General features: G+C 38.6%; 24 protein-coding genes. 13 read left to right on the top strand and 11 right to left on the bottom strand.

The genetic code is table 11. The features are described from left to right. Nucleotides 1-256: 256 nt before the first annotated feature. Nucleotides 257-511 carry a GlsB/YeaQ/YmgE family stress response membrane protein gene (locus BN1082_RS17545; protein WP_090636363.1) on the top strand — a complete coding sequence of 85 codons (255 nt, stop codon included), beginning with the start codon at nucleotides 257-259 and terminating at the stop codon, nucleotides 509-511. A 65-nt stretch (nucleotides 512-576) separates the two neighbouring features. Here the strand turns inward: BN1082_RS17545 and BN1082_RS17540 are convergent, their stop codons facing one another. Beyond that, nucleotides 577-1,503, bottom strand: a complete 927-nt coding sequence (locus BN1082_RS17540; protein ID WP_090636362.1) for an RluA family pseudouridine synthase — start codon at nucleotides 1,501-1,503, stop codon at nucleotides 577-579. Between the two features lie 252 nt (nucleotides 1,504-1,755). On the opposite strand from BN1082_RS17540, the gene BN1082_RS17535 reads away from it, so the two are divergent. Both BN1082_RS17535 and BN1082_RS17530 read left to right on the top strand, forming a co-directional pair. Continuing rightward, entirely contained in the window at nucleotides 1,756-2,154 is a 399-nt protein-coding gene (locus BN1082_RS17535) for a YhcU family protein (RefSeq protein WP_090636360.1), read from the top strand. Between the two features lie 291 nt (nucleotides 2,155-2,445). Then, entirely contained in the window at nucleotides 2,446-4,188 is a 1,743-nt protein-coding gene (locus tag BN1082_RS17530) for a phospho-sugar mutase (protein WP_090636357.1), read from the top strand. 189 nt (nucleotides 4,189-4,377) lie between these two features. Here the strand turns inward: BN1082_RS17530 and BN1082_RS17525 are convergent, their stop codons facing one another. Then, entirely contained in the window at nucleotides 4,378-4,632 is a 255-nt protein-coding gene (locus BN1082_RS17525) for a YhdB family protein (protein ID WP_090636355.1), read from the bottom strand. A 439-nt stretch (nucleotides 4,633-5,071) separates the two neighbouring features. On the opposite strand from BN1082_RS17525, the gene BN1082_RS17520 reads away from it, so the two are divergent. Further along, entirely contained in the window at nucleotides 5,072-6,484 is a 1,413-nt protein-coding gene (locus BN1082_RS17520) for a SpoVR family protein (RefSeq protein WP_090636353.1), read from the top strand. A gap of 163 nt (nucleotides 6,485-6,647) precedes the next feature. On the opposite strand, the gene BN1082_RS17515 is transcribed toward BN1082_RS17520, so the two are convergent. The 5 genes from BN1082_RS17515 to BN1082_RS17495 all read right to left on the bottom strand — a co-directional run bounded on the left by BN1082_RS17515 (nucleotide 6,648) and on the right by BN1082_RS17495 (nucleotide 10,994). Then, a complete protein-coding gene (locus BN1082_RS17515) occupies nucleotides 6,648-7,211 on the bottom strand; it encodes an NADPH-dependent FMN reductase (RefSeq protein WP_090636351.1) in 564 nt (187 codons plus the stop codon). A 48-nt stretch (nucleotides 7,212-7,259) separates the two neighbouring features. Then, nucleotides 7,260-8,072, bottom strand: a complete 813-nt coding sequence (locus BN1082_RS17510) for a fumarylacetoacetate hydrolase family protein (RefSeq protein ID WP_141650878.1) — start codon at nucleotides 8,070-8,072, stop codon at nucleotides 7,260-7,262. 2 nt (nucleotides 8,073-8,074) lie between these two features. After that, entirely contained in the window at nucleotides 8,075-8,893 is an 819-nt protein-coding gene (locus BN1082_RS17505) for an acetoacetate decarboxylase family protein (protein ID WP_090636349.1), read from the bottom strand. A 632-nt stretch (nucleotides 8,894-9,525) separates the two neighbouring features. Further along, nucleotides 9,526-10,023: a MarR family transcriptional regulator gene (locus tag BN1082_RS17500; RefSeq protein ID WP_090636347.1), complete on the bottom strand. Its 498-nt coding sequence runs from the start codon at nucleotides 10,021-10,023 to the stop codon at nucleotides 9,526-9,528. Between the two features lie 125 nt (nucleotides 10,024-10,148). Further along, nucleotides 10,149-10,994 carry a hypothetical protein gene (locus BN1082_RS17495; RefSeq protein ID WP_090636344.1) on the bottom strand — a complete coding sequence of 282 codons (846 nt, stop codon included), beginning with the start codon at nucleotides 10,992-10,994 and terminating at the stop codon, nucleotides 10,149-10,151. 537 nt (nucleotides 10,995-11,531) lie between these two features. On the opposite strand from BN1082_RS17495, the gene BN1082_RS17490 reads away from it, so the two are divergent. The 6 genes from BN1082_RS17490 to BN1082_RS17465 all read left to right on the top strand — a co-directional run bounded on the left by BN1082_RS17490 (nucleotide 11,532) and on the right by BN1082_RS17465 (nucleotide 19,224). Next, complete coding sequence (locus BN1082_RS17490; RefSeq protein WP_090636341.1) at nucleotides 11,532-13,007, top strand: 4-hydroxyphenylacetate 3-hydroxylase family protein; 1,476 nt, start codon at nucleotides 11,532-11,534, stop codon at nucleotides 13,005-13,007. Nucleotides 13,008-13,022: 15 nt separating this feature from the next. Beyond that, nucleotides 13,023-14,480, top strand: coding sequence for an aldehyde dehydrogenase (locus tag BN1082_RS17485; protein WP_090636579.1), 1,458 nt, complete (start codon nucleotides 13,023-13,025; stop codon nucleotides 14,478-14,480). 35 nt (nucleotides 14,481-14,515) lie between these two features. Beyond that, nucleotides 14,516-15,391, top strand: a complete 876-nt coding sequence (locus BN1082_RS17480) for a DODA-type extradiol aromatic ring-opening family dioxygenase (RefSeq protein ID WP_090636338.1) — start codon at nucleotides 14,516-14,518, stop codon at nucleotides 15,389-15,391. Between the two features lie 115 nt (nucleotides 15,392-15,506). Then, the gene (locus BN1082_RS17475) at nucleotides 15,507-16,883 is read left to right on the top strand and encodes a glutamine synthetase family protein (protein WP_090636335.1); all 1,377 of its coding nucleotides are present in this window, start codon (nucleotides 15,507-15,509) and stop codon (nucleotides 16,881-16,883) included. Continuing rightward, complete coding sequence (locus BN1082_RS17470; protein ID WP_176699848.1) at nucleotides 16,867-17,625, top strand: gamma-glutamyl-gamma-aminobutyrate hydrolase family protein; 759 nt, start codon at nucleotides 16,867-16,869, stop codon at nucleotides 17,623-17,625. Before BN1082_RS17475 ends, BN1082_RS17470 begins: the two co-directional genes overlap by 17 nt. Nucleotides 17,626-17,808: 183 nt before the next feature. Further along, nucleotides 17,809-19,224, top strand: coding sequence for an APC family permease (locus BN1082_RS17465; RefSeq protein ID WP_090636332.1), 1,416 nt, complete (start codon nucleotides 17,809-17,811; stop codon nucleotides 19,222-19,224). Nucleotides 19,225-19,388: 164 nt separating this feature from the next. Here the strand turns inward: BN1082_RS17465 and BN1082_RS17460 are convergent, their stop codons facing one another. The 4 genes from BN1082_RS17460 to BN1082_RS17445 all read right to left on the bottom strand — a co-directional run bounded on the left by BN1082_RS17460 (nucleotide 19,389) and on the right by BN1082_RS17445 (nucleotide 23,342). Continuing rightward, nucleotides 19,389-19,859 carry a DinB family protein gene (locus tag BN1082_RS17460; protein WP_090636329.1) on the bottom strand — a complete coding sequence of 157 codons (471 nt, stop codon included), beginning with the start codon at nucleotides 19,857-19,859 and terminating at the stop codon, nucleotides 19,389-19,391. A 160-nt stretch (nucleotides 19,860-20,019) separates the two neighbouring features. Continuing rightward, nucleotides 20,020-20,598, bottom strand: a complete 579-nt coding sequence (locus BN1082_RS17455; RefSeq protein ID WP_090636327.1) for an undecaprenyl-diphosphatase — start codon at nucleotides 20,596-20,598, stop codon at nucleotides 20,020-20,022. Between the two features lie 248 nt (nucleotides 20,599-20,846). Further along, a complete protein-coding gene (ald, locus tag BN1082_RS17450; RefSeq protein ID WP_090636325.1) occupies nucleotides 20,847-21,980 on the bottom strand; it encodes an alanine dehydrogenase in 1,134 nt (377 codons plus the stop codon). Nucleotides 21,981-22,103: 123 nt separating this feature from the next. Further along, nucleotides 22,104-23,342 (bottom strand): PucR family transcriptional regulator, encoded by a 1,239-nt coding sequence (locus tag BN1082_RS17445; RefSeq protein WP_090636322.1) that lies wholly within the window; start codon nucleotides 23,340-23,342, stop codon nucleotides 22,104-22,106. A 237-nt stretch (nucleotides 23,343-23,579) separates the two neighbouring features. On the opposite strand from BN1082_RS17445, the gene BN1082_RS17440 reads away from it, so the two are divergent. The 3 genes from BN1082_RS17440 (at nucleotide 23,580) to BN1082_RS17430 (ending at nucleotide 26,479) form a co-directional block, all read left to right on the top strand. Beyond that, nucleotides 23,580-24,323 carry a 5'-nucleotidase, lipoprotein e(P4) family gene (locus BN1082_RS17440; RefSeq protein ID WP_425412175.1) on the top strand — a complete coding sequence of 248 codons (744 nt, stop codon included), beginning with the start codon at nucleotides 23,580-23,582 and terminating at the stop codon, nucleotides 24,321-24,323. A 410-nt stretch (nucleotides 24,324-24,733) separates the two neighbouring features. Next, nucleotides 24,734-25,624, top strand: coding sequence for a permease (locus BN1082_RS17435; RefSeq protein ID WP_090636317.1), 891 nt, complete (start codon nucleotides 24,734-24,736; stop codon nucleotides 25,622-25,624). Nucleotides 25,625-25,636: 12 nt separating this feature from the next. Further along, a complete protein-coding gene (locus BN1082_RS17430; RefSeq protein WP_090636315.1) occupies nucleotides 25,637-26,479 on the top strand; it encodes a TIGR03943 family putative permease subunit in 843 nt (280 codons plus the stop codon). Nucleotides 26,480-26,595 lie beyond the last annotated feature (116 nt).

Raw genomic sequence — 26,595 nt, 5'->3', positions numbered from 1 at the left:
AAAAGGAAAGTAATAAGTTGTGAATTTACAAAAACTTAACATAAGAATTTTCTGAAAAAATAACCTCTAAGTATGTTCAATGTTTCCTGAAGCCGCATTATATATGTATTTTTATTTAAATAAACTCATCTCACTCTTTTTTTTGATTAAGAAAAACAAAATTGGGTAATTTAGAATTACAGGCAGAAAAAAAGTTGATTACTGCTTGAAGAATTTGATTAAGTGATATTTTGAATACTAAAAAGGAGTGTTCTTAATGAACTTTATTTGGTCACTAATCGTTGGTGGTATTATTGGCTGGTTAGCCGGCCTGATTGTGGGGAGAGATGTACCGGGAGGCATTATAGGTAATATTATTGCTGGATTTGTTGGAGCCTGGCTTGGGTCATTAATCTTAGGAAATTGGGGACCACGTGTAGCCGATTTTGCCATAATCCCTGCAATAATCGGTGCGGTTGTGTTAACCTTCCTCCTAAGCTTTATCATGAGATCCTTTAGAAAAGCTGATTAAAAAGAATAGAAAAGCGCGTGTGCACTAGCAAGACAAAAAAGCCTCCATCCTCCGGAGGCTTTTTTTCATTCTATACTGTATATATCAATGTCTTTAAAAATGGGGGGATCATCAAGAAATGGTGCCTGACACTCAACGTTTTCAAGTGTGAAGGGATGGGTAAATTCCAGTTTTACAGCGTGTAGTGCTTGGCGATTGACAATTGGTTTGCCGCCATACAGTACATCCCCAACTAAAGGATGGCCAATGTAGCTTAAATGGACCCTAATTTGATGGGTTCTCCCCGTATCAAGCCAGCATTTTACATAAGAAAAAACATTATTTTTATCTGTTTTTATTACTTGATAGTGGGTGATAGCCTCCTGACCTGATGGAGAGACACGCCTTTTAGTGGGATGATGTCGATCCCGGCCAATCGGGGTGTTTATTGTTCCTTTTTTAGCTTTTACTACTCCGTGTACGAGAGCGAGATAGGTTCTTTTAATTTGCCGTTTTTCCAGCATTCTGTCCAAGATAGCCCCAGCTAGCTTATGTTTCGCAAATAAAATGGCTCCAGAGGTATCCCGGTCTAAGCGATGAATTTGCTGGATATTGCGTAGTTCACCATTAGCCAGTAAATAAAAGGCTGCAGCGTTAACAAGAGTATTCGTTTCTAATTGTAGATCATTTGGATGGGTATTTAGAAACGGGGGCTTATTTAACACCAATACATGGTCATCTTCGTAAAGAACCTGAATCTCTTGGAAATTTGGCACCACCTGTAATTCTTCTTCTTCAAATAATTTAATCTCAAGCTTTTCACCGGAAACAAGCGGTAATTTCCAGTTTGCTCTGCTTCCATTTACTAGCACCTTCTTTTCCGTTCTGAACAGATGGGTTACTTTTCTCGGGGCTTCCCATTCATTATAAAAAAGGTCTTCTATTGTTTTTCCTTCCCAAAATTTAGGTATTTTGAGTTCCAACCATTCGCCCTTTCGTTTTGTTTGCAACATTAACATCTTCCTTTTTAATTTTGACTTCGAGTATTGTCCAGCTTGCGCCTAGCCCCTCGAGGTCATAAGCCAATCCGACATGAAGGTTAAAAAACAACCTTCCTGCCGGCTTGTCTTATGCTTGTCGGGGCTGATCGAGGCGCTTCCGCTTTTGATTGTGGTGATAATTACCACCATTTTTCCAAGAGGGTTTATGTTATTCTTATGTTATATAATAGACAGAAAATCTTGATGTGAAAAGGTGTGGTACAAGTGAAAATTGTATTTGCCTCTACACCAAGTCAGGAAGAAGAGATAAGCGGGCTTGTGAGGTATATTTATTCAAATGTTTTTCCACTCTATTTTACGGAGGATGAAATTTACGAATTTGAGCAATTAAAAGTGCTGGATACAATGGAAAATCAAGTAGAGGTTTTTGGCACATTAAAGGATGCTTTTAAGGTGATGGCATGTATGCAGACACTGATTTCAATCCTAGAATCTACTGACCTTGATGATCAATATTCTACTCTTTTTTCTAAAAATGTGTCCCATTTGCAAGAATTTGGTTTATTCTTTCCGTTTGAATATGAACAGTTTGTAGTCGCAAAAAGAATGAATAATCATTTGTTAAGCGTCAATACAAAAGTGGCTAACGAGTTGTTAATTTAATATTAACTTGTTTACGCTTGCATTAGCAGGCGTTTTCTTTTTTATAGGAATAAAGTATAAAATTCGACTTCGAGAATTGTCCAGTTCAATAAGAGTAAGCGTCGGAGCGCGATACATCGCCTTTTTCTTTTTCATTTTTTTGACCTTGTATATTGGTGGGATTAAACTATACAATATAGGGGTCAAACTTAGATGCAAAAATTATGGATAATTCGAAGAGATTTTTAAAGGAGTATCCAACTTGACCTTCGAAATAATATAAGAATGGAAAAAGTTTTTGGAGGAGATTTCATGGAATGGAAGAAAAAAGCGAGTAGTTGGATTGAATTTGAAGATTTACAGGGTGAATTGAAAATTCAATTAGAAGAATTAAAAACGAATGAAAAAGAGCTTGAAGAAGCATTTTATAAAAACCTGGAGTTTGGAACAGGTGGAATGCGCGGAGAAATTGGTGTTGGTACGAATAGGATGAATATATATACTGTCCGTAAGGCATCAGCTGGTCTAGCAGCATACATAGAAGAAAATGGAGTAGAAGCAAAGAAGCGTGGGGTGGTCATTGCGTTTGATTCCCGTCATAAATCACCTGAATTTGCAATGGAGGCAGCTAAAACACTTGCCACCAAGGGAATTCAAACCTATGTTTTTGACGAACTAAGACCAACTCCTGAATTATCGTTTGCTTTACGCTATTTAAATGCATTTTCGGGGATTGTCATAACAGCCAGTCATAATCCACCTGAATATAATGGTTATAAGGTTTATGGCAAAGATGGGGGACAATTAGCTCTCGAAAGTGCAGATATTGTAATTGCAAAAGTGAATGAAATTGAAAACGAGTTGTTAATTGAAGTCGATAGTGAGGAGAAGCTAAAGGAAGCAGGACTAATTAAAATAATTGGTTCAGAAGTTGATCAAGTTTATCTTGAAAAGTTAAAGACCATTTCCGAAAATCCCGCTTTAGCTAATGAAACGGATATTAAAATTGTCTTTACCCCACTTCATGGAACGGCAAACAAACCGGTACGCCGAGCAATGGAGGCATTTGGATATAAAAATGTGACGATTGTTAAAGAACAAGAGCTTCCTGATCCGGAATTCTCTACAGTAAAAAGCCCAAATCCTGAAGAACATGCTGCCTTTGAATTAGCAATTCGTGACGGTAAAAAAGTGGGAGCTGACATATTAATTGGTACAGACCCCGATGCTGACCGTTTAGGAATTGCGGTGCCTAATCATGAAGGAGAATATGTCGTACTTACAGGTAATCAAACAGGAGCATTATTGCTTGATTATCTTCTTACACAGAAAAAAGAAAAAGGGACAGTCCCAGATAATGGAGTTGTCTTAAAGACAATCGTGACATCGGAAATTGGTAGAAAAATTGCGGCTTCATATGGATTAGAGACGGTTGACGTCTTAACGGGCTTTAAGTTTATCGCTGAAAAAATAAACGAATATGAGGCTAGTGGTAAGCACACCTTCCTATTTGGCTATGAAGAAAGCTACGGTTACTTGATTGGTGACTTCGCCCGTGACAAAGACGCTGTACAGGCAGCTCTTTTGGCGACGGAGGTTTGCGCCTATTATAAAACTAAAGGAATGTCTCTTTATGAAGGGTTAATGCAAGTATTTGAAAAGTATGGTTATTATAAAGAAGGTCTTCGTTCTTTGACATTAAAGGGAAAAGAGGGAGCGGAAATGATTCAACGAATTTTAGCTTCGTTCCGCTCACAACCATTGACAAGCTTGGGATCATTAACAACTACTTCATCTGAAGATTACCTGACAGGTATTCGCGTATCAGGAAACATGGAGGAAAAGATTGACTTACCTAAATCCAACGTCTTGAAATATACCTTTGAGGATGGTTCGTGGGTATGTTTACGACCATCAGGCACCGAACCAAAAGTGAAGTTCTATTTTGGGGTGAATAGTTCAAGCCTTGAAGAAAGCGATAGGAAATTACAACAGGTTGAAAAAGACTTTATGGCCCTTGTTGACCTAAAGATTGCAACTGTTTCTGAAAAGTAATAATCATGGTGATATATTTGTCCCGTTAGTATAATAAAAACTCTCGAAGGCTAATCTTCGGGAGTTTTTTTCAGGTTTTAGTAGATCACGGTTAATACGGCTCCCGACAAAGGAAGCCGTATTTTTTGGTGGAATTCTTTGGCCCGGTTGCCATAAATTTTCTCAACAAAAATGTATCCACTTGTTTTTTCAGGAAAGACTAAACATCGGTATCTCACATGGTTCATGTTCCATTAATTCGTTGGCATGGTCGATGTAACGAAGCAGAGAATACAGTTTTTTTTCTATAACAGAGTAGTCATGTTCAAAATTATAAGCATGCAGGAATTGTTCGATCTTTTTGGATAAAAACTGGTCTTGTGTTCTTACCATAAGAATTAGTAAATTATCCCACTCAGATCGATGAGTATAGTACAACGCTCGATCGTAGTCCACTTTATTCACTTGTTTATCTCCTCCTTATTAGGAGTTAAGATTATTGTATGATAATTTACTTAGAACTTTCGCAGAAAATGTTGGACACCTGATGAAAACGCCTTTTCCAACTTTCTCCTGAATAATAAATCTGTTAAGAGCAAGTTGGATGGGCAAAATACTTTATAAATAGGCTGTGTTAAACTTGCCTGTTGATTTGCGCTTCAGGCGCTTCGCTTTCCGCGGGCGTTCCGGGGAGCCTCCTCGGCGCTTAAGCGCCTGTGGGGTCTCCCCTGCCCCGTACTCCCGCAGGAGTCTCGCGCCTTCCGCTCCAATCAACATAGTTTCAAAAACAACAATGACCTTTAACAAAGCCTATAAATAACGGAGTTTGAATTTTCCACTCTGGTTTCATCATTCCTGCCTTTCCTTCATACATTGTGGTATGAAGGCAAAGGGGGAATAGTAAATGAATGTGGAAGATCGGCAAGCGCTCGAATATGCCATTAGTGAAATTACCGAAATTGCCAGCGGTTTTGGTTTAGACTTTTATCCGATGCGATATGAAATCTGTCCTGCCGAAATTATTTATACTTTTGGAGCTTACGGAATGCCGACACGGTTTTCACACTGGAGCTTTGGGAAGCAATTTCATAAAATGAAGATTCATTATGACTTAGGGCTAAGTAAAATATATGAACTTGTCATCAATTCCAATCCATGTTATGCATTTTTATTGGATTCTAATTCCCTTATTCAAAATAAACTCATTGTGGCACATGTCCTTGCCCATTGTGATTTCTTTAAAAATAATGTTCGGTTTCAGAATACAAAACGAGATATGGTCGAAAGTATGGCGGCAACGGCCGAGAGAATTCATCAATATGAAATTAAGTACGGTAAAAAAGAAGTAGAAACCTTTCTTGATGCAGTTCTTTCTATTGATGAACATATCGATCCATCGCTTATGAGGCCGAAGCTGTCTTGGTCCAACGAAGACGAAGAAGAGGATGATGAGGAACATCACAACGTTTCTCCATATGATGATTTGTGGAAGCTCGATGAAAAAGATAAAGTGGTTGATAAAAAAACTCGAAAAAAGAAATTTCCACCAAAGCCAGAGAAAGATTTATTGTTATTTATTGAATCATATAGCAGGGAGCTATCTGATTGGCAACGCGACATTCTGACCATGATGCGGGAAGAAATGCTGTATTTCTGGCCGCAGCTGGAAACAAAAATCATGAATGAAGGCTGGGCTTCCTACTGGCACCAGAGGATATTAAGGGAAATGGATTTAACAAGTGATGAAGCCATTGAATTTGCTAAATTGAATGCCGGTGTTGTGCAGCCATCAAAAACAGGTATTAATCCATACTACCTCGGAATAAAGATTTTTGAAGATATTGAAGAACGCTTTAACAATCCCACTGAAGAAATGAAACGAAGAGGAGTCCAACCTGAATCTGGAAGGGAAAAAATCTTTGAGGTCAGGGAAATCGAGTCTGATATTTCGTTCCTGCGAAATTATTTAACAAAAGAACTTATCATGAGAGAGGATTTGTATCTTTTTCAAAAGCAAGGCAGGGATTATAAAATTGTTGATAAGCAGTGGGAGCATGTCCGTGATCAACTGGTAAATATGCGTGTAAATGGCGGTTTTCCATATATCACTGTCATGGATGGTGACTATTTAAAAAATGGTGAATTATATTTAAAACATTGGTTTGAAGGTGTAGAACTGGATGTGAAATATTTGGAGAAGGTGTTACCCTATATTCACCAGCTGTGGGGAAGACCGGTTCATATGGAAACCTTGATTGAAGAAAGAACTATGTTGTTTTCTTATGATGGCAAAGGACTCCATCGGAAATATCTATAAACAAATTTTTAAAGAGGCTCCCCGTACCGCCCGCGGAAAGCGAGCTTCTTGAGCGGAAATCAACAGACAAGTTTCACAGACCATTAAAAAAAAGGGGTGCCCCTAAAAGTTATACTTTTGGGACACCCGCTTTTTTGTAGGCTTATAAGGAATAGCAAACATGTTAATGAATTTTAAATAGATCATGTGAATGATTCTTTAATGCATTTTGCATATAAACCATTTCCTGTGCTAAATGGTGAATCCGGTCTAGTACTTCTGTATCAACTATTTCATTTTCTCGATTAAAGTGATCATTATGAGCATATACATAGCTTGGAGCCACAAATGCCCGGAAATACCCGGCAATAGGTTTCAATTGATTTTCTACAACAAGATAATGCTGATAGGTTCCGCCATTAGCGACAAAACCCATAACCTTGTTTCGAAAAACTGAAGGTGGCACGATATCAAATACATTTTTTAAAGGAGCTGGTATGGAACCATTGAATATTGGAGTCCCAATTAGATAGAAATCAGCCTGAGAAACAGCCTCAATGATTTTTCGTGTATCTTCATTATATGTTGAAGGATCTCTGCCATCGCAAAACTGGAGATCATACCCACGCAAATCTAAAAGTTCCACCTCTACATCAGGATTATTATTCTTCACTCCATTGAGAACCGCATCTACCAATATGGCCGTTTTAGCCCCAAGGAGGGTACCGGAAATTCCAAGAAGCTTCATTCTATCATTCATCTCCTATTCTTGAGAATTAATCTAAATGTCTAGTTCCTATTCAATCTCAAATGCAGTATTTCTTGCATTATCAGAATCCTCAGGTTGAGCACCAAAATCGGCAAAGTCAACTTCACTTTCCACAACCGTTGTTGTCAAACGTGGATAGCCTTCAATTTCCACTTCTACGACATCCCCTGGTTGAACCGGGCGTGAATTAGCAGGGGTACCTGTTAAAATCACATCACCTGGCTCTAAAGTAATTAGCCGGGCTAAATCAGCAACAATTTCATTAAAAGGAAATTGTAACGTACTGGTATTGTCCTCCTGAACAACCTTTCCATTAACATAGGTTCTTAGAGTAAGGTTATGAGGATCTACTTCATGAGCTGGAATTAAGGTTGGCCCAATTGGGCAAAAACCATCCTGTCCTTTGACACGCAGCATCGACCCTGCATCAGAAGTGCGGAAGTCATGGAGACCATAATCGATGACAGGGCTGTAGCCAGCAATATAGTTCCAAGCTTCCTCCCGGGAAACGTTTTTAGCTTTCTTCCCAATAATTAAAGCAATTTCACCTTCATAATTGAGGTATTTTGTATTGCGTGGTCTTGCCACGGCAGCTTGATGACTCGCGAGAGATGTCAGGGGTTTCATGAAATAAGAAGGCCAACGTGGTTTTTTTGCACCAAAAGCTTCAACGCGGCTTGGAAAATTTAAATGCATAGCAATGATTTTAGTTGGTTCAACAGGAGGGAGAAATTGAGCATCAGATGGAAGAACTTTTTCCCCGTTATCAAGAATGAGTAGCTCTCTATCAAGGTAACCCCTTACAATTTGTTCTCCACGTTTTACTCGTACGATTTGCATGCTTATTCCCCCTTATTTGCTGATATTAAATGTTTATGTTGTTCGACAACTTCTCCGCCAATCATGGTATACCCAAAGGAATGATAGTAGCCTCCAATGATTTCCTTAGGCTCTAATGCTCTTAATTCTTCAAATGGCGAATCGTAAACTTTGATATCCGCATGTCCTTCCCAAATAGGGCTGCATTCTTTATCGACTCCTTTTACAGTTACCATTTCATAAAGAGCCGGCTCAAGACTATCCCATCTTGGAAAATGACGACTATTAAATTGAGGCGGGTTATTGACTTGGGGACCCTTTTCAGAAAGGTCGGTCAAATTAACTCTTGCTTCAATTAACCGCCTGCCACCCACTGACAACGTCGCTCCAAATTTCCCACCAGGTGCAAGGCGAGGACCAGCTTTTCCAACAGTAACAGGACGTGACATCCAAATATCTCCATGTTTTTTAGGGAATCCTTGAACCCAACCACGCAGCATAGCAAAATCCTTATCTACCCAGATATACACACACCGACAAATTGGCTGCCCTTTATATTTGGCGCCAACATACACCATAGCTTCTTTATATTGGGAATGGTAAGGATCTAACCATTCTTCACCATGATCCGTACAGGATTGCCAATCCGCGAAAATTACCGAAACCGCACCTGGATCATCGGCAGGTTCTAATTCATCAGGCAATAAGGCAATAACAGCATCGGGGTCGGTACGATATTCAACGAGTAACATATCACCGGAATAATGCCAGGGAGGAGCGGGTAAAAGATTCGCTTTTCCTTCAGGAGACAAAGGTAAGGAGTATCCATTCAACTTAGCCATAAAACATTCAATCCTTTCAATAATGATTATTGGATATTAAATGGTTTACACAGTAAATATGTGTGCAATAATCATATCATATCAAACGTTTCGTATCAAATGTTTTTGTATAATTAGAATTTTCTTACCAATGTAGCAGCAACAAATTACAGCAATAAAATAGGCTATGCTAAAGGGCATTGTTGATTTTGAACCTATGTTGATTGGAGCGCAAAGCGCTAAATCCTCGAAAATGCTATCGCATTTCCTTCGTGCGGTGTTGATTCAAGGATGCTGATTCAACTTCCTGCGGGAGTGCGGGGCAATGGAGACCCCACAGGCGCTAAGCGCCGAGGAGGCTCCACGGAACGCCCGCGGATGCTCGCTTCTTGAGCGCAATCAACAGCCAAGTTTAACACAGCCTAAAAATAAAAAAATAACCTACTGTTTTTTGTAGGTTATTTTTTTATTTATATTGGATTGCTGGTAGTAAGTGAACCGGAACTAAATCTATATTTAAATTAATCCTTTATACATGCGTTTATTTCCAAATTCCTCAGTGGTGAAAATAAAGTTACAAGTTACAAGGCAATAAAAAGGAAGGAGTGTTTTGCAAGCTTTTTAGCATTGAGACGGGGAAACAGGATTTAATCTCATTCTTTTATTTCTATACGTTTACATAATCTCCTTAATAATTGGGTGAGAAATTTTTGTTCATCAGAGTTTAATACGCTAACGAAATCCTTTTCACCTTGATTAAATTTCGGATATAATTCTTCGATTACTTCTTTTCCCTTTTCGGTTAAATGTAGTAGGACTAATCGTCGATCTCTGGGATCTACTTCTCGGCCACAAAGTTCTTTTCGTTCTAATGTATTAGAGATGCTGCTTACTGTAGCAACGGTTACGCCCATCGATTTCGACAATTTCCTTGTCTCCATTGCTCCCCAAATCCAAAGATTATACAGTAAAGAAAATCCAGTCCAAGAGAGTTTATATGGTGATAGCACTTCACGTTCCATCTCAGCCCGTAGAAGTTGAGCTGCTCTGTAAAGGTTCGTCACCACCGTCATGGCCTGAAAATCAAGGGGATAGTTGGTTAAACGATTTAAAATATCCAATTCTTCTGGTAGCAGTTCATTTTCTAACATGTTCAAAGAACCTCCGTGGTTTTACCTGTGGTAATAGTTAGATATTAAATAATTTAACATAGAAATTGATAAAATAGTAATAAATGGGGGGATAATTTTGAAATCAATTAATATCTACATAAACATTATATACTTTTTTTTACAACCGGATTTTCCCCTAGTTGAGAAACATCATTAGATGCTAGACAGATAAATTGAATTTCAAGGCATTCTGGCAAAGAGGTTGGAGGATCAATCAAATATAAGGAAAACGGCAACTTTTTATCCTCATGATTAATGTAAAGTGTACCGTAAACCCACTGATCATGGATCTTCACTTCCACTAAATATTCACCCAACGCCGGCATTATGGATGGGGGAGTTACGAAAAAATGGTTATGCTCTGAGTGAAAGAGTCCCTGTATAGAATATCTTCTACCTAAATAATAATTGGCTTTCTCAATATTCCCCATTTGAAGGGCATTACGAATATTCGTACTAGAAATTTTCTCTACTTGCGAGTTGACGGAAGTAATCACTTGAACTTGAAAACGGCTTTTGGCTAGAAGTTTCAAGTCATGAGCTTTTCCAAGACCGCGAAAACCAAACGAGAAATCAAAACCAACGGTTATATATTTAATCTGTAATGAAACCAAGAGTCGTTCAACAAAGTCAATTGGAGAAACTTGAGAGAAATCCCGATTGAATGAAACCACATAAACTAAATCCACTCCCATTTTTTCGAAGATCTGCAATTTGTCAGGCAGCGGAGTAATAAAGGACGTATGTTCCCTACTCCCTAAAACGGACTTTGGATGAGGATCAAAGGTCATAACACTGGATAGGATGCCTAATGTTTTGGCTTGTTTAATGGCATTCTGAATGACCACTTGATGCCCTCGATGAACACCATCAAAATACCCGATGGCGAGAGAAGTGGCTGGGTAATCGGTGGACGAATTAGTCGGATAAGAAATCCTTATTATCTTCATAGGTATACCCTCCAGTCACAAGACTTTTTTTATTTTAAATCTAAAAAAATCTATACCTAGCTATAGGTCACATTTTTTAGTTAACTAATGAATTTCTTCTATAAATGTATAGATTAGAGTGAAAAATTAAGGTGTAATCGTATCAATCTAACTATATGTTTAAATCGTATCATATCTAATGAATTTGGCAATATAAAATTTTGGAAAATCTATAGTTTCGATCACTTAAAAAAAGAATAAGTTCATGATGAACCATATATTTTCGGTATTTTACCCCATGTTCTTTTGAATACAAAGACTTTGAAATGATATTGTCAGGACTTTTACCACCAAAATATTTTTAATCTTTTGACATTTAATACCTTGACAACAAAAATAATCCAAGATAATCTTAAGATATCAAACGATAGCTATCATTTGTTTCAGAAAAATTAGATAAGTTAAAATGAGAAATTGAAAAAATAAGGCAATTCTTGAAAGCGTTTTCTGATACTTTTCAATTATTTTACAATTAATAATGATATTTGGAGGCGAATTATGGCTGCGAGAACAGGAAAACAGTTTCTTGAAGGATTAAAAGATGGGCGCGAAATTTGGCTTGAGGGTGAGCGGATAACGGATGTTACTACACATCCGAAACTAAAAGGTGCTGCGGAAACCATGGCCAAGTTGTTTGATTTACAACACGAATTCCCGGAAATCATGTTGTATGATTCTCCGGATACTGGTGAAAAAGTGGGAATTACTCACCTTATTCCTAAAAGCAAAGAAGACATTAAACGGATCCGCATAGCTATGAAAAAGTGGGCTGAAGTATCCGCTGGTTTAATGGGGCGCAGCCCAGATTATATGAACACCACTTTTGCTTGTTTTGCCGGGCATGCAGATGTATGGGCAAGGCGAGGCAACGAACAAGGAGCACAAAATCTAGTAAATTATCAAAAATATATCCGAGATAATGATCTGATTCTGACTCACTCCATAATCAATCCGCAAGTGGACCGTTCTGTATCTGAGGCGGAGCAAGGGGGTGGAGAGGTCTCTCTTCATAAAGTAGGTGAAACGGATGATGCTATCATTGTTCGTGGCGCAAGAATGCTTGCTACCCTTGCCCCATATGCGGACGAATTAGCGGTATATCCGGGAAGTGATATTCGTTTACAGGATAAGAAATATGCCATTTGTTTTTCCATTCCTATGAATACGCCAGGATTGAAATTTATTTGTCGCGATTCCTACAGCAAGGATCGAAGTAACTATGACTATCCATTATCTTCACGTTTTGATGAAATGGATGCTGTCGTTATCTTTGATGATGTGAAGGTTCCTAAGGATCGTGTGTTTATGGATGGAGATACAGTCGGTTATTCCGAGGTCATCGGTGAGGGTTACTGGAGAAATTACATCATCTTCCAAGCGATGAATCGAGCTTTAACTAAGCTTGAATTCGCATTTGGTCTTGGTCATATGATTGCCGATATGACTGGAGTTAATGCATTTGATCATGTCCAGGAAAAATTGGGTGAGATTTGGAATATGCTCGAGATTACACGTTCTGCGGTTGTTGCAGCCGAAGAAGGGGCCTTTGAAGTAAGGAATAAAGGCATTTGGGCACCAGATGATCGTCCTCTTTTAGCACTAAGGGGCCTTATGCCGAAATTCATCCCGAGAGCAACGGAATTATTGAAATTAATTGGTGGTGGCGGTTTTATGTTAACACCAAGCTTTGCAGACCTTGAGGGCCCTTTAAGTTCAGATATTAAGAAATATTATCAAGCTCGGAATGCAGATGCGGAAAAACGAATTCGTTTATTCCGGTTGGGCTGGGATTTTATTGGATCTGAATTAGCGGGACGCCTTGATTTGTATGAGCGTTTCTATCTAAGTGACTCCTTCCGGATGACTGCATTAAACTACAAGATTGCTGATAAAACACATTCTATCAATCTCATTAACCAGTTTTTGGACGAACCGGTTAAGAATGATTTCAAAAGTAAGGTAGAGGTGAGGTAAATGATTACACAATCCATGGAGAGAATACGTGTTGCAGGTGTTGAGGTATCTCCGAACCATTATATTGGAGGAAAGCGCGTAAGCTCTGAATCTACCTTCCAAGTTATTAGCCCGATTGATGAGTCAGTGCTAGGTGAGGTCGCTGCCGGCTCTCAACACGAAGTGGATTTGGCTGTCCAAGCAGCAAAGAATGCCTTCCCTGCATGGGCTGCTCTTGGCCCAAAAGGACGAGGTAATTATTTGAAAAAATTAGCTAATATAATTGAAGCTAATATCGAAAAGTTAGCGATTGTAGAAACGACAAACAATGGTTCCTTATTTGAATCGAGTCGACTCCGTGTGATGAAAAGAGGAGCGCATAATATCCGATTTTTTGCCGAATGGGCAGAGCAATTAAAAGGCGAGATTTGGGAATCCAATGGTGTCCGATACAGTGTTCATTATGAACCATCCGGTGTATCGGGGTTAATTACGCCATGGAATGCACCGTTCATGCTTACCACATGGAAAGTGGGGCCAGCCTTGGCAGCGGGAAATACGGTGGTCATTAAGCCACCTGAATGGGCTCCGTTTACTTGCTCTCTGTTAGCAGATTTTGCCGAGGAAGCGGGAATTCCTCCGGGAGTCCTAAACGTTGTCCAAGGAATTGGGGAACAGGCAGGGGCAGCATTAACAAATCATTCAGATGTCAATCGTATTTCCTTCACAGGATCAGAGGAGACCGGTCGTATCATAGGCAAGGCGGCGGCGGATCGAATTGTTCCAGTAAGTCTTGAATTGGGTGGGAAATCCCCATTAATTATCTTTGCGGACTGCGATTTTGAATCTGCTTTACGAACAGCCATTGGCCAATACGATAACGCAGGACAAGTTTGTTTAGCGGGTACAAGAATCTTGGTAGAAGAATCGATTGCGGAGAAATTTTTAGAACGTTTAAAGACAGAAGCATCAAAAATTGTACTGGGAGATCCAAGAAAACCGGAAACGCAGGTAGGACCATTGATAACTCGTGAACATTTGGAGCGCGTTCAAGGGTTTGTGGAAGGAACCAAGGCAACAGGTGCCGAATTGGCTTACGGTGGATTCGTTTCGGAAAAACTTGGTGGATTGTATTTTGAACCGACCTTATTCGTTAATATCCCGAATGATGCAGAAATCCTGAAAAAGGAAGTATTTGGCCCTGTACTCACTTTCCAAACGTTTAAAACGGAAGAGGAAGCGATTGAGATGGCCAATAATACCGAGTATGGGTTAGCGGCAACAATCTTTACCGGAGACGAACAACGTGCTGAAAGGGTTGGTCATGCTGTGAATGCAGGGACGGTTTGGGTGAATACCTTCTTCGCCAGGGACCTGTCTGCACCATTTGGCGGCAGTAAAAAATCAGGAATCGGTCGCGAAGGCGGTAATTGGAGTTTTGAATTCTTCTGCGATGTTAAAACATTATCCAAGCGAAATGGTTCTTTTCAATAATTTAAAACTAAACCGTAATTTAGGAGGCGTTATTTATGGGGGAAATAATTGGGGCAGGAATAATATCACACGTTCCAACTATTATGTTACCTAAGGAGGTACGATTAGAACTCAATAATGGTAAAGATTTTACTGTGGTGACGGGTATGTACCAACTTCGTTCGGAAATCTTGGATAAGCTAAAACCTGATACCATTGTTATTTTTGATACACATTGGCATACCACTTTTGAAACAGTGGTAGACGGACGTGCCCACTATAAAGGGTTCCATACATCCGATGAGTTACCTCGCAGTTTGTGTGATATACCTTATGATTACGATGGTGATCCTGAACTTGCGAATTTAATTGAAGAAGTGGCAGAAGGAAAGGAGGATACATGGGTTCATGTCAGTCGAAATCCGTATCTTGACGTCCACTATGGCACTGTAAATTTGGTTCATTACCTGCACAGAGGGGAAAAGATCCTTTCCGTTAGTTGTGCCCAAACCGGGGAGCCGGATGATTTCTTAAAGTTTGGCCAAGTGTTGCGTGAAGCTATAGATAAAAGTAATCGAAGAGTCGTACTATTGGGTTCTGGCGGTCTATCCCATAGATTCTGGCCATTAAGTGTAATCCGTCAGCATGAATCAGCAGATTTAAGTCATGTATTTACACAGGAAGCCAGAGCGATGGACGAAAAGGTCATTCAATTATTATCTGAAGGAAAGCATAAGGAAGTTATTGAATTAATGCCGGAATATCGTAAACATGCTCCTGAAGGAAGATTTGGTCATTATCTGATGATGGCAAGTGCATTAGGCGGAAGTCAATGTACGTCTCGTGGTGTACAGCTTTCTGAATATGAAGCCTCTGTCGGTACGGGACAGGTTCATATTTGGTTTGATAAACCTGAAAAAGGCTGGGCTTAAAAATTGTAATAATAAAAGCATGGCTGATATGTTGAGATTATCAGCCTGCTTAAAATAATCAATCGTAAACTTTAAAAATAGCAACATAGTAATCTCTTAAAATAGGGGGTGTCATATGTCAAACAATGAAGTGGTTATGGATCCGAAAATAAAGCAAGCAGAAACGGTTGAGGAATTAATCCGCCGTCTAGAAAAAGACGATGTCAAATTTGTTCGGCTCACTTACAGTGATATCCATGGCTATCCCCGTGGAAAGGATATACCGCTTGAATTTTTCAAGAGTGTAGTTGAGGATGGGCAGACTTTTTGTGTAGCGAACTTGGTGGATGGATTGGCAGGAAATCCGCTCAATGCTCCTGGCATGGCACCTGACCGTGGATATCCAGATATGCGGGGGATTCCCGATTTGTCTACTGTCGTAACAGTCCCATGGGAACCCCATACAGTTCAATGTTTGGTCGATCTGTATGATGACAACGGTGACATCATTGACATCTCACCAAGGCAATTTTTAAAACGTGCAGTGGATTTGTTTGAGAAGGAATGGCAGCTAAAAACGGTTTTTGCCCATGAATTAGAGTTCTATCTACTCAAGAAAACGGGTGATGGTTGGGAACGATATAGCAATCATTCTTCGATGGTTTATACGGTAGGACACCGTTCGGATGAATTGGGTATGATGCATAAGTTTCTAAGTGCCGGAAAAGTCCTTAATCTAGGTTTAACGGCAGCGAATCATGAATTTGGCGCTGGACAGTTTGAAGTTAACATGCTGCATGGAGAAGCGGTAGAATCGTCTGACCGAGCATTTCGATTTAAAAACATGGTAAAGGAAGTAGCTGCTTGTCAAGGATTGCACGCCACCTTTATGGGTAAGCCGTTTAATCATGATGCAGGGTCCGGGTTTCACATTCATATTAGTTTGAATAATGATAATGGAAATGCTTTTTATGGTCCGAACGAATCGGATGGCTTAAGCCGGCTATCTAAACAGTTTTTGGCGGGTATCCTTCACCATGCACCAGCTCTCATGGCCTTTTTGGCCCCTACCGTGAATGCCTATAAACGTTTGGTTCCGGATAGTTTGGTTCCTTTATCTGCTTCATGGGGCTATGATAACCGGACGGCTTTTGTCCGTATTCCTGCGGATAGGCGTTCCGGAAGCCGTTTGGAGATTCGGGCAGGAGATGCATCAGCCAATCCTTACTTAATATCCGCCGTTTGTCTATTGGCTGGTTATGATGGAATTGTTAGACAATTAGAGCCGCCGATTCCTGTATCCGGAGATGTTTCTCTTGAAGATAACCTCTTAACCTGCCTGCCTAAAAGCCTTGAAGAAAGTATTTCTAATTTACTCCAAGATGAAAGACTTTGTGAGTTAATTGGGGAACCGATGGTGAATGCTTTTACGGCCATGAAACGAGTTGAGGCAGAGCGTTTTCGAAGATATGTCACAGACTGGGAGTTTAATGAATATGTCTACCATCTTTAATGGAAATCGGCCCAAAATTGGTATCAGTTCATGGCGCAGAGATCTTCCGACCTTTTTAGGAGAGAAGACTGATTTGTTTACGCTGGATCCGGATTACGCGAAATCTGTATGGTTGGCTGGAGGAATTCCAGTTTTAATTCCGCAAACATCCATTGATTTGATCCAAGATTACGTGGATTTATTAGATGGATTAATTGTTTCAGGAGGGGGGGACATCAGTCCTCTTGTTTATGGGGAAGTTGATACAGGACAGTCTTATGATGTGAACGTGGAAACAGACCGTTTTGAAATTGCGCTGATTCACGAGGCAGCAAAACGGAATCTACCAACATTGGGGATTTGCCGTGGATTACAACTGTTGCAAGTGGCTTTTGGCGGTAAGATGCTGCAAGATTTGCATGAGAAGTTCCCTAACCATCCAAAAACTAAAGGGAGTGCGGAAGAGATTTTAAATCAACGTCACGTTGTAGACTTTTCCGAAGATTGTATGTTTGCACAAATTTATAGAAGTACCCACCACATCGTAAACACCATTCATCATCAGTGTGTCCAAAGTGTGGGGAAGGGATTCAGACCAGTGGGATGGAGTGAAGATGGTATAATTGAGGCTGTTGAATCAGAGACCTCTTGGTTTGCATTAGGTGTTCAATGGCATCCGGAGAAAATGAAGAGTCCTCAAGAACAAGAACTATTCCGTTATTTTATCCAGAGCATAGACCATCTAACGAAAAAGAAGGTATAAACATGGAAGTAGTAACCAACATTTTATCATCTGTCCAAAAATTTCTGAAAAATCAAATAATGTGTTGATAAATGGAAATTGGGTAGAACCGTCTTCAGGAAAATACGAAATGAAGCTTTATACTGAAGTGAAAAGTGTTTGTTGAAAATTGGGTCGATAATTTGGATCAATGGAGGCAGGTCTATGCTCGATAATCATATTGATTCCCAATTAGAAAATACTGGTGAATCTAATAGGAGTAATACTAGTACAGAATCTTTCGGATATAAACAAGAATTAAAAAGGGTACTAAAAACACGGGATTTAGTCATATTCGGGATGGTTTTTATGGCCCCTGTTTCGGCTCAAACACTTTTTGGTTCTCTCAGTCAAGTGTCTCGGGGACACGCAGTTTTAGCCTATCTATTGGGCCTGCTTGCCATGATTTTTACCGCTTTTTGTTATGGAAAGATGGCTGAAGCATACCCGATTGCTGGGTCGACATACAGCTTTACATCTCGAGCACTTCACCCCTACCTGGGGTTCTTAGCTGGATGGTCTATTCTATTGGATTATATATTAATTCCCATGCTCCTTTATAAACTAAGTGCAGTATTTACAATGGAATTGTTTCCCTCTATACCACTTTGGTTAATGCTTCTCATCTTTGTACTTCCAGTAACGTTATTCAATTACTTAGGTGCGCAAACCACATCGAGGGTGAATTTAGCCATGACAGCAATCATGCTATTAAGCATCGTCTGTTTTGTTGGATTTGCCATAAAGGCCTTGCTTCATGGGGATGGGGTAGGAACGGTATTCTCTATGAAAGCTATTTATAATCCTCATACTTTTTCGATGCATTCTTTACTTGCTGGGGCTTCAATTGCAGTTCTGTCTTATCTTGGGTTTGATGCAGTGACCACCATGGCAGAGGATTCCAATGTAACAGGGAAAATGGTGGGTCGTTCAGGTATTTTTGCGTGCGTAATTTGTGCAGTCTTTTATATTGCACAGGTATATTTTGCTACGATGGTTTCACCTGATTTTACTTCGTTTAAATCGACGGATACTGCCTTTTTCGAAATTGCTACAAAAATTGGTGGAAGCGGTTTAGCGACAGTGTTAACTCTTGTCATTGCTATATCTGGTATTTCAACAGCCTTAGCTGGTCAAGCAGCAGCAAGCAGATTACTCTATGGAATGGGACGGGATCGTTTTTTACCGGGATTTTTTGCATACATTCACCCGAAATTTAAAACACCAGTTTATAGTATTCTTTTTATGGCAGTTATTGGTTATATCGGGGCTGTTCTCATTGATTTAAATACCCTCTTTTTAATCATTGTCTTTGGGGCTTTAGTCGGTTTTATTTGCGTTAATTTATCTGTATTTTCCGAATTCTTCTTGAAGCGAAAAATTCGTTCTGGGTTAGGGATTGTATCCTATGTATTATTCCCTCTTATTGGTTTAAGTGTGTGCGGTTATATTTTGTGGGGAATGGAGACCATTGGGCATATCGTTGGTTTTTCTTGGCTCGGACTCGGCATAATCTATTTATCTTTTTCTAGTAGAGGATTTACGAAATCTGTGGATGTATTCAAAGAGGGCTCTTTTTAACCAATTTATATTTGCAGGATTTATGAACAAGAAAAAGAGACAGATATTGCGGAGACCAATTGTTTATGAAACTCAATATTAAATTCAAAACCCGTAAATGGAATATCTCTTTACGGGTTAATTGTTGGTTAAAACTTAATTTGTAGGATCTCACTAGGAGCAAATTATATAGTAGTAACAACTCGCGTTAACCCATTGATAACCCCTTGATGTAATCCTTCATGCCAGATACAGAATATGATTGAATCGCGTACTGTTTCAAGTTTAAACGCTCCACCAATTTCTTTTGGTTGAATCAACTTTTCATCGAGCGAATTTTGGAAAGTCTCAATGATTAATTTCCCTTGTTTTTCAAGCTCTGCAGTAATTTCCTCAAGAGATGGAGCTTCAATTTTCCACTCACTTGGTCTTGTACCTTGACTAAATAATTCCATGTATTTAGGGTCTAGCTTGCTTCCTTTTCCAGAAAGTTGAAACACTAATCCGTCATAAGCAGTTAAAATATGGGCATAGTTCCAGCGAAGTGTGTTGCTAAAGCCAACTGGTTGTATGTCAGCATGTTCTTTTTTTAGTTTTTGTATGTTACTTAAAGTGAATCCACGAAAAAAATGTAGTTGTTCAAAGACTTTATCCATTATTGTACCTCCGTTATTTTGTTTTTATTATAGTTAACCTTGTGGTTAGCTATAATGCAAAAAAGAGAAAATGCAACATTAAAAGGCTGTCCCAAAAAAGTATGACAATACTCTTTTTTGGAACAGCCACTTCATTTTCTTCATATTGAATTAGAAGGTATTATTTTGAAAAGCTTCGATCATTTTTAGGAACAAATGGAATCTTGTTGTAAATAGCAATGATTAGACGGCAAATTGGTTCAAAAATCGAACTAAACTTATAAACAAATAAACTTGCTAATACCGACACTACAAAGCTTCCTACGACATCAAATGGATAATGGTTACCTACATAAACACGGGAAATTCCTACTAAGATCGCGAACAAGAGCATCCAAAAACCAATGATACGATTTCTAAATAGGACAGCAAGTGCTATTGAAAATGCAAAGGTTGAATGGTCACTTGGGAATGAGGCATCTGCCGCATGTTTAATTAAAAGATGAACTTTATGGGTTACAAACGGACGCGGTTCATTATAAATATGACCAAGAATAAAATTAATAATCAGCCCAATGGCAGTAGTTATAACTGCAAATACCACTGTGTATTTTATTTTTTCTTTTCCAAAAACCCACATTAAAAGTAAAGCTAAAGCGTAAATAATAAAAGCTTTCGAGGAGGTGAAGACCATTAATCTGTCTAAAAAGGAGTGGTGGCCAGCTAAATTATTAATATCCTGAAATAATTGATAATTCATTAATATCCTTCTTTCTTAAGGGTGTAATATCAGTTATGTTTGCTTATATGATTATAGTATAGGTTTTTATAAAATCATAGTTACAACATTCCCTATTATAATGAAGCCTTCTAAATTTTAAAAGCTATTTTTTTTTCCTATTATAGGTCTTTTTTAACAAGCTTGAATTATTTATCTTAAAGATCAAGACAAAATTGTATACTAAAAAATCCCCCCGAGAATATCGGGAGGATTCCTTTTTACATGGATTAAATGGCTTGCAGTTCTTTCTGTAATGCATTTTCAACTGTTACATATTCATAACCAAGATCCTTCGCAACTGCTTCATAAGTGATTGCGCCATTTGCTACGTTTACCCCTAGCATTAATGCTTTATTTTCGGCAATGGCCTTATAAACTCCCTTATTTGCAATCTGCAATGCGAATGGAACGGTAACATTTGTTAATGCGATAGTAGAAGTTCTAGGAACGGCACCAGGCATATTCGCAACTGAATAGTGAATCACTCCGTGTTTTACAAAGGTCGGATTGTCATGTGTTGTAACATGATCACATGTTTCAACAATTCCACCCTGGTCGATAGCAACATCGACGATCACCGATCCTGGCTTCATCGATTTAACCATTTCTTCCTTTACAAGCTTAGGAGCTTTTGCACCAGGGATTAAAACTGCACCAATTAGAAGATCAGCTTCTGCCACAGCCTCAGCAATATTCATCGGATTGGACATTAAAGTTTTTATTTGATTGCCAAAAATATCATCTAATTGACGAAGACGGTCAGCGCTTAAGTCAATAATGGTTACATCGGCACCTAAACCAATCGCCATTTTCGCAGCGTTGGTTCCAACAATTCCTCCTCCAATAATGGTGACTTTTCCACGGTTAACACCCGGTACACCAGCGAGAAGGATCCCTTGTCCGCCATTGTTCTTTTGTAGGAATTGTGCACCGATTTGTGTCGCCATTCTTCCCGCCACTTCACTCATTGGTGTAAGCAATGGAAGATGTTTGTCAACAGATACTGTTTCATAAGCAATGGCAATAACTCCGTTTTCTTTAAGAGCTTGTGTTAATGCAGGCTCTGCAGCAAGATGCAAGTAAGTAAATAATATTAATCCTGGTCGGAAAAACTTGTATTCGCTTGCAAGAGGCTCTTTTACTTTCATAATCATTTCGGATTGAGTCCATAATTTTTCTGCATCATCAATGATATAAGCGCCCGCTTTAGCATAATCTTCATTTGTGAAACCGCTTCCAATTCCGGCGTCTTTTTCCACATATACAGTATGACCAACATTTAAGAACGAAACAACCCCAGATGGTGTTAAAGCAACCCTATTTTCATTATTTTTAATTTCTTTTGGGACACCGATATACATTTCAAATTCTCCCCTTCACACAATAATAAATACTATGGAATCAGTATAAATTGTTTTTTATTTATTTTCATTGTGAAGAAAAGAGAAAGATTTCGTTCATTTTTGGTGATTTTCACAAAACATCTAGTTTCTTTGATATTTTTCCAACTTTAAATCTAAGAATAATAGCATCTTTTGACTTGGGTCCTTTAAATCAACTTCTCCAACTTCTGCAATCCGCTTAAGTCGATAATTTAGTGTATTAGCATGAATATTTAATTCCTTTGCAGCATCATTTATATTGGTATCTTTGTTAAGAAATACCTCAAGCGTTTCCACAAGGTTACTATTATGCTTTTTATCGTATTCATGGAGATTTTTTAATGTATGATTGCTGTATTCTTCGCCTTTTCTACTATCTAAAACCAAATCAAAAAGCTGATAAATCCCAAGCTTCTGATAGCTATAAATATGCTCCGTTTCAAACGGGAATTTTCTTTTTATCGATAAAACGGTCAATGCTTCATGATAAGCCACTCTGATTTTTTGATAATCTTCATATATAGTACTGTACACTGGGGTGATTTGGTCTATACCATATCGATCGCTCATTTTTAAAATAAATGTTTTCGTGAAATGCTCAAGTTCCTGAAAAGGGTAATCGATATTGTTGACAGCGACAAGTAAAATTAGCTGATTATAATCAATAGTGTAAAGCATAATTTTTAATCGTTGGTTTGTTTTCAATAGATAGATGATGTTTTGTTCATTTTTGCTTGTTATATTTTCTTGAAATTTGAAAACTAGGACTGCAAAGGATAAGGCAGGCGTAATTTTCAGATCATGGAAGTGCTCGATAATTTCATCATTTAGCTTTAGGTGTCCGGTCAGCAACTTCCAAAAGAATTCTTGTAATCGCTCTTCCTTTTTATTTTTCCGCGTCTGTAGCTGTAAAAGCTTATTTTTAGCTGCGTCCGCAGCTTTTTTTAACAGGATGAAATCCTTTTCTGTTAGCGATTTATCAATTTCTATTGCCCAAATGAAGCCTATTACTTCTTCTTGTTTCCAAATTGAAATAGCGACTCGATTACTTAATCCTATTTCGTTCATGCTTTTTACACGGACAGGTTCGCTTGACCTTAATAGGGTGGGGATCGTTCCTTCTTTCCACAATTGATTAATGACTTTTTCCGGTACTCTGCGGCCGATGATAGTCGAAATTCTAGCAGGATCCGTTCTTTCATCGTGAGTGCTATATGCTATGAGTCGGTGATTTGCATCTTCAATGGTAATCGGGCATTGTAATACTTCACTGATGAAATCTGCAAACTCATCTAAACTTTCAAATGGTGCCTTAAAAGGATCGTTTTGTAGTAAATCCAAGTATTTTCCCTCCGTATTAAAAGTACCAATCGTTCAAGTATTATTTTAAACGAAAAAAGTGGAAAGAAAAATCGAAAGTTTACGTGTTAAATCACAAATGAAAAAATTTCCATAATTCATTAGCATGTTTTTTCACATACTAGCCTTGTAAGAAAAAGGAGGCTTTATATAATGAAAAAATATTTGTCATTTTTTATGATGATCTCTTTCTTTTTTTCACTTTATAGTATAAATGTAATGGCGCAAAATTTAACCAAACCTCCTTCTCATCTGCAAGAACAAAATACAATGTCTGTTCTCTGGTTTCAATCTAGTGGAGAAGCAAAAGCATTATATTACCAAGGATATTCCATTGGTAAAATGAGGTTGAATGAACTGTTGAAAAAAAAGCAAATGAAAGGCTTGAAGCCAGCGGTTGTTTTAGATATTGACGAGACGATTTTGGATAATAGTCCATATCAGGCATGGAGTGTTGTCACAGGGAAAGACTATAACTGGGACGAGTGGTTTCCTTTAGCACAAACTAAAGCACTGCCAGGTGCTGTTGAATTTCTCCAATACGCCTATGCAAAGGGTGTTGACCTATACTACATATCGAATCGCAAGGAGAATCAGAAAGAGGCAACAATAAAAAATTTACAGTTGGTCGGTGCACCTCAAGCAGATGAAAACCATGTATTATTACGTCAGCCAGGGGAAAAAAGTAAGGAAGTCCGAAGACAGCAGGTGGCTAAAACCCATGATATTCTCTTATTGTTTGGAGACAATTTAAGTGATTTTAGTGGCTTTGACCAATTATCTGTAACAGACAGGATACAAGCAGTCGACAATCATAGAGAGGAGTTTGGTAAAAAACTGATCGTCTTTCCAAATCCAATGTATGGTGACTGGGAAGGAGCTATCTACAATTACGACTATAATAAAAGCAATGAAGAAAAAGCGAAGCAGCGAAAAGAAAATTTAAAGCCTTATCAACCATGAATAAAGAGGGTGTCCCAAAAGTATAACTTTTTGGAGGCACTCCTTTTTTTAATGGTCTGTTAAACTTGTCTGTTGATTTCCGCTCTAGTGGCTCCCCGGCCCCGTACTCCGCAGGAGTCGAGCGCCTTCCGCTCCAATCAACATTGTGGAAAAATTATTATGAACTTTGTATATATAGTGGGGCCTGTCACATTTTGGGACAGCCTCTTTGTTTTGTTATTCTTATTGATATCTGATGTTGTCTCTAAAGGGTCTAAACTCTCTTGAAGAGGGACTGACCTTTTGTTTTTGCCTATACTTGTCGTGGTTTTATATTAGAATTTAATGAATTCCATATTTTTCGTTGGACGAAATACATCAATTGGGAGTATAGTAGACTCCGAGAGTTCAGGTTATATAGGAGGACAACTATGTTTGGTATATCATTACCGCAAAGATTTTTAGAGATGAATACCATTTTTATTTCGATATTAATTGAAGCCTTGCCATTTGTGACTCTTGGAGTTCTAATCTCGGGAATCATTCAAATATTTGTGACCGAAGAAATGATTGCAAAAATTATGCCTAAGAACAAAATCCTTGCTGTTATTTTTGCTAGTTTTATTGGCATATTATTTCCATCATGTGAATGCGGGATTGTCCCGATTGTCAGCAGGCTTGTTGCGAAGGGTGTGCCTATTTCAGCCGGTATCGCTTTTATGTTAACGGCACCGATTATCAATCCGGTGGTTTTATTTGCAACCTTTATTGCATTCGGAAGCGATTGGAAAATGGCGATTTTTCGGGCAATGGGCGCTTTGTTTGTTGCGAACATCGTAGGTATTTTTATCGCCTATCGTTTTAAAGGCAATCCATTTAATGAAAATTTCCACATTCATCATCATCATTCACATGAAAAAACACCATTCATGAAGAAAATTTGGCAAACACTGGAGCATGCTGTTGATGAATTTTTCTCTATGGGGAAATATTTAGTCATTGGTTCCTTTATCGCAGCAGCTGTGCAAACGTATGTGAAAACAGCTACTCTTGTTTCGATTGGCCATGGTAAGGCTGGGTCATCTATAGTAATGATGGCTTTATCATTTATTCTTTCTTTATGTTCAGAAGCAGATGCCTTTATTGCTTCATCATTTAGAACTACATTTTCGACTGGGGCGCTTTTAGCCTTTTTAATTTTCGGACCAATGGTTGACATCAAGAATTTAATGATGATGCTGTCAACCTTTAAAAAGCGCTTAGTATTGATGATTGTTTCAAGTATATTTGTTTGTGTGTTAGTGTACTCGTTGTTTTTTTAAGGAGGTGGGACCATGATCAGAAGTATCATTTTAATTGGCTTCACTTATTTACTTTTTAAACTGCATCTTACTGGTGATATTTCTAAATATATCAATATGAAATATTCATATCTATCGGCTGCTGCTGGCTATGCCTTGGCAGTTTTGACTATTGTTCAGATATGTATGTTGGCAAAGGATGATCCTAAAGAAGCTGCTTGTGACCATGATCATTGTGGCCACAATCACTCCAAGGAAGATAAGTGGTATAAAAAGCTTGTCGTTTATCCTATTTTTCTTTTTCCGATTGTTTCAGGCTTATTTTTTCCGATTGCGACGCTTGATTCTAATATTGTTAAATCAAAAGGATTTCATTTTCCAATCTATGACACGAAGGACCCTTATTTCCAGCAGGAATTCCTTCGTCCTGATACAAGTATTTATTACGGAAAAGACGATTATGAGGCCTTTATTAATAAATCTAAGAAAAAATATATTAATCAAAACTCGATTACATTAAACGATAAGGACTTTTTAGATGGAATGGAAACCATTTATAATTTTCCAGGGGAATTCGATGGTCGGGAGCTTGAATTCAAAGGATTTGTTTTTCATGACCCTGATAACCCTGACAAAAATCAACTGCTCATTCTCCGATTTGGTGTCATTCATTGTATCGCGGATGCCGGCGTTTTTGGTATGCTTGTTGATATGCCTTCTGGGGTAAATCTAAAGAATGACGAGTGGATTACGGTGAAAGGGAAAATATCGACAATGTATTATCAGCCATTTAAAACGACTATCCCTTATGTGCAAGTTGATAAATGGTCTAAAACCTCTGCGCCAGCCGACCAATACGTCTACAGATCATACTAAAAAGAAATGAACCGAGCCCTTAGGCGTTGGAGCTAGAAGTGCTTGGTCAAAGGTGACATTTGCTTAAGCAAACATGAAATTAGGGCTATCTTGATTATCAAGATAGCCCTTTAAAA

It is taken from the genome of Neobacillus massiliamazoniensis (assembly GCF_001048695.1).
Lineage (GTDB): Bacteria > Bacillota > Bacilli > Bacillales > Cytobacillaceae > Neobacillus > Neobacillus massiliamazoniensis.
Note: the sequence above shows the minus strand (reverse complement) of the source record. Positions and strands in the feature narration are given on the sequence as shown.

Bases quoted from the DNA above. Each gene is read 5' to 3' on its own strand.
- BN1082_RS17440 (WP_425412175.1), top strand. From the start codon at position 23,580: ATGGCGCAAAATTTAACCAAACCTCCTTCTCATCTGCAAGAACAAAAT.
- BN1082_RS17515 (WP_090636351.1), bottom strand. From the start codon at position 7,211: ATGAAGCTTCTTGGAATTTCCGGTACCCTCCTTGGGGCTAAAACGGCC.
- BN1082_RS17435 (WP_090636317.1), top strand. From the start codon at position 24,734: ATGTTTGGTATATCATTACCGCAAAGATTTTTAGAGATGAATACCATT.
- BN1082_RS17540 (WP_090636362.1), bottom strand. From the start codon at position 1,503: ATGTTGCAAACAAAACGAAAGGGCGAATGGTTGGAACTCAAAATACCT.
- BN1082_RS17460 (WP_090636329.1), bottom strand. From the start codon at position 19,859: ATGGATAAAGTCTTTGAACAACTACATTTTTTTCGTGGATTCACTTTA.
- BN1082_RS17545 (WP_090636363.1), top strand. From the start codon at position 257: ATGAACTTTATTTGGTCACTAATCGTTGGTGGTATTATTGGCTGGTTA.
- BN1082_RS17455 (WP_090636327.1), bottom strand. From the start codon at position 20,598: ATGAATTATCAATTATTTCAGGATATTAATAATTTAGCTGGCCACCAC.
- BN1082_RS17520 (WP_090636353.1), top strand. From the start codon at position 5,072: ATGAATGTGGAAGATCGGCAAGCGCTCGAATATGCCATTAGTGAAATT.
- BN1082_RS17495 (WP_090636344.1), bottom strand. From the start codon at position 10,994: ATGAAGATAATAAGGATTTCTTATCCGACTAATTCGTCCACCGATTAC.
- BN1082_RS17530 (WP_090636357.1), top strand. From the start codon at position 2,446: ATGGAATGGAAGAAAAAAGCGAGTAGTTGGATTGAATTTGAAGATTTA.
- BN1082_RS17475 (WP_090636335.1), top strand. From the start codon at position 15,507: ATGTCAAACAATGAAGTGGTTATGGATCCGAAAATAAAGCAAGCAGAA.
- BN1082_RS17430 (WP_090636315.1), top strand. From the start codon at position 25,637: ATGATCAGAAGTATCATTTTAATTGGCTTCACTTATTTACTTTTTAAA.
- ald (WP_090636325.1), bottom strand. From the start codon at position 21,980: ATGTATATCGGTGTCCCAAAAGAAATTAAAAATAATGAAAATAGGGTT.
- BN1082_RS17480 (WP_090636338.1), top strand. From the start codon at position 14,516: ATGGGGGAAATAATTGGGGCAGGAATAATATCACACGTTCCAACTATT.
- BN1082_RS17485 (WP_090636579.1), top strand. From the start codon at position 13,023: ATGGAGAGAATACGTGTTGCAGGTGTTGAGGTATCTCCGAACCATTAT.
- BN1082_RS17465 (WP_090636332.1), top strand. From the start codon at position 17,809: ATGCTCGATAATCATATTGATTCCCAATTAGAAAATACTGGTGAATCT.
- BN1082_RS17490 (WP_090636341.1), top strand. From the start codon at position 11,532: ATGGCTGCGAGAACAGGAAAACAGTTTCTTGAAGGATTAAAAGATGGG.
- BN1082_RS17500 (WP_090636347.1), bottom strand. From the start codon at position 10,023: ATGTTAGAAAATGAACTGCTACCAGAAGAATTGGATATTTTAAATCGT.
- BN1082_RS17505 (WP_090636349.1), bottom strand. From the start codon at position 8,893: ATGGCTAAGTTGAATGGATACTCCTTACCTTTGTCTCCTGAAGGAAAA.
- BN1082_RS17510 (WP_141650878.1), bottom strand. From the start codon at position 8,072: ATGCAAATCGTACGAGTAAAACGTGGAGAACAAATTGTAAGGGGTTAC.
- BN1082_RS17470 (WP_176699848.1), top strand. From the start codon at position 16,867: ATGTCTACCATCTTTAATGGAAATCGGCCCAAAATTGGTATCAGTTCA.